The organism is Klebsiella sp. MBT K-1 (genome assembly GCF_002556465.1).
GTDB classification, from domain to species: Bacteria; Pseudomonadota; Gammaproteobacteria; order Enterobacterales; family Enterobacteriaceae; genus Klebsiella; species Klebsiella grimontii.
Genome location: NZ_PDEL01000036.1, coordinates 2,107 through 4,391 on the forward strand (window position 1 = coordinate 2,107; position 2,285 = coordinate 4,391).

At 51.9% G+C, this 2,285-nt stretch carries 1 rRNA gene; it reads left to right on the top strand.

Annotation, left to right across the window (positions count from 1 at the left end):
* Positions 1–121: 121 nt before the first annotated feature.
* Positions 122–2,285, top strand: a 23S ribosomal RNA gene (locus CMQ96_RS28075); the annotation flags it as partial.

The following is a 2,285-nucleotide window of genomic DNA, read 5'->3' on the forward strand; positions in this document are numbered from 1 at the left end:
ATTTTGCTCTTTAAAAATCTGGATCAAGCTGAAAATTGAAACGACACACAGCTAATGTGTGTTCGAGTCTCTCAAATTTTCGCGACACGACGATGTTTCACGAAACATCTTCGGGTTGTGAGGTTAAGCGACTAAGCGTACACGGTGGATGCCCTGGCAGTCAGAGGCGATGAAGGACGTGCTAATCTGCGAAAAGCGTCGGTAAGGTGATATGAACCGTTATAGCCGGCGATGTCCGAATGGGGAAACCCAGTGCAATTCGTTGCACTATCGTTTGATGAATACATAGTCAAACGAGGCGAACCGGGGGAACTGAAACATCTAAGTACCCCGAGGAAAAGAAATCAACCGAGATTCCCCCAGTAGCGGCGAGCGAACGGGGAGCAGCCCGGAGTCTGAATCAGCTTGTGTGTTAGTGGAAGCGTCTGGAAAGTCGCAGGGTACAGGGTGATACTCCCGTACACTAAAACACACAGGCTGTGAACTCGAAGAGTAGGGCGGGACACGTGGTATCCTGTCTGAATATGGGGGGACCATCCTCCAAGGCTAAATACTCCTGACTGACCGATAGTGAACCAGTACCGTGAGGGAAAGGCGAAAAGAACCCCGGCGAGGGGAGTGAAAAAGAACCTGAAACCGTGTACGTACAAGCAGTAGGAGCCTCTTTATGGGGTGACTGCGTACCTTTTGTATAATGGGTCAGCGACTTATATTCTGTAGCAAGGTTAACCGTATAGGGGAGCCGCAGGGAAACCGAGTCTTAACTGGGCGTTAAGTTGCAGGGTATAGACCCGAAACCCGGTGATCTAGCCATGGGCAGGTTGAAGGTTGGGTAACACTAACTGGAGGACCGAACCGACTAATGTTGAAAAATTAGCGGATGACTTGTGGCTGGGGGTGAAAGGCCAATCAAACCGGGAGATAGCTGGTTCTCCCCGAAAGCTATTTAGGTAGCGCCTCGTGAACTCATCTTCGGGGGTAGAGCACTGTTTCGGCTAGGGGGTCATCCCGACTTACCAACCCGATGCAAACTACGAATACCGAAGAATGTTATCACGGGAGACACACGGCGGGTGCTAACGTCCGTCGTGAAGAGGGAAACAACCCAGACCGCCAGCTAAGGTCCCAAAGTCATGGTTAAGTGGGAAACGATGTGGGAAGGCCCAGACAGCCAGGATGTTGGCTTAGAAGCAGCCATCATTTAAAGAAAGCGTAATAGCTCACTGGTCGAGTCGGCCTGCGCGGAAGATGTAACGGGGCTAAACCATGCACCGAAGCTGCGGCAGCGACACTATGTGTTGTTGGGTAGGGGAGCGTTCTGTAAGCCGTTGAAGGTGGCCTGTGAGGGTTGCTGGAGGTATCAGAAGTGCGAATGCTGACATAAGTAACGATAATGCGGGTGAAAAACCCGCACGCCGGAAGACCAAGGGTTCCTGTCCAACGTTAATCGGGGCAGGGTGAGTCGACCCCTAAGGCGAGGCCGAAAGGCGTAGTCGATGGGAAACAGGTTAATATTCCTGTACTCGGTGTTACTGCGAAGGGGGGACGGAGAAGGCTATGTTGGCCGGGCGACGGTTGTCCCGGTTTAAGCATGTAGGCGGATGTTCCAGGTAAATCCGGAACGTTACTAACGCTGAGGTGTGATGACGAGGCACTACGGTGCTGAAGTGACAAATGCCCTGCTTCCAGGAAAAGCCTCTAAGCATCAGGTAACATCAAATCGTACCCCAAACCGACACAGGTGGTCAGGTAGAGAATACCAAGGCGCTTGAGAGAACTCGGGTGAAGGAACTAGGCAAAATGGTGCCGTAACTTCGGGAGAAGGCACGCTGATATGTAGGTGAAGTGGTTTACCCATGGAGCTGAAATCAGTCGAAGATACCAGCTGGCTGCAACTGTTTATTAAAAACACAGCACTGTGCAAACACGAAAGTGGACGTATACGGTGTGACGCCTGCCCGGTGCCGGAAGGTTAATTGATGGGGTTATCCGTAAGGAGAAGCTCTTGATCGAAGCCCCGGTAAACGGCGGCCGTAACTATAACGGTCCTAAGGTAGCGAAATTCCTTGTCGGGTAAGTTCCGACCTGCACGAATGGCGTAATGATGGCCAGGCTGTCTCCACCCGAGACTCAGTGAAATTGAACTCGCTGTGAAGATGCAGTGTACCCGCGGCAAGACGGAAAGACCCCGTGAACCTTTACTATAGCTTGACACTGAACACTGGTCCTTGATGTGTAGGATAGGTGGGAGGCTTTGAAGTGTGGACGCCAGTCTGCATGGAGCC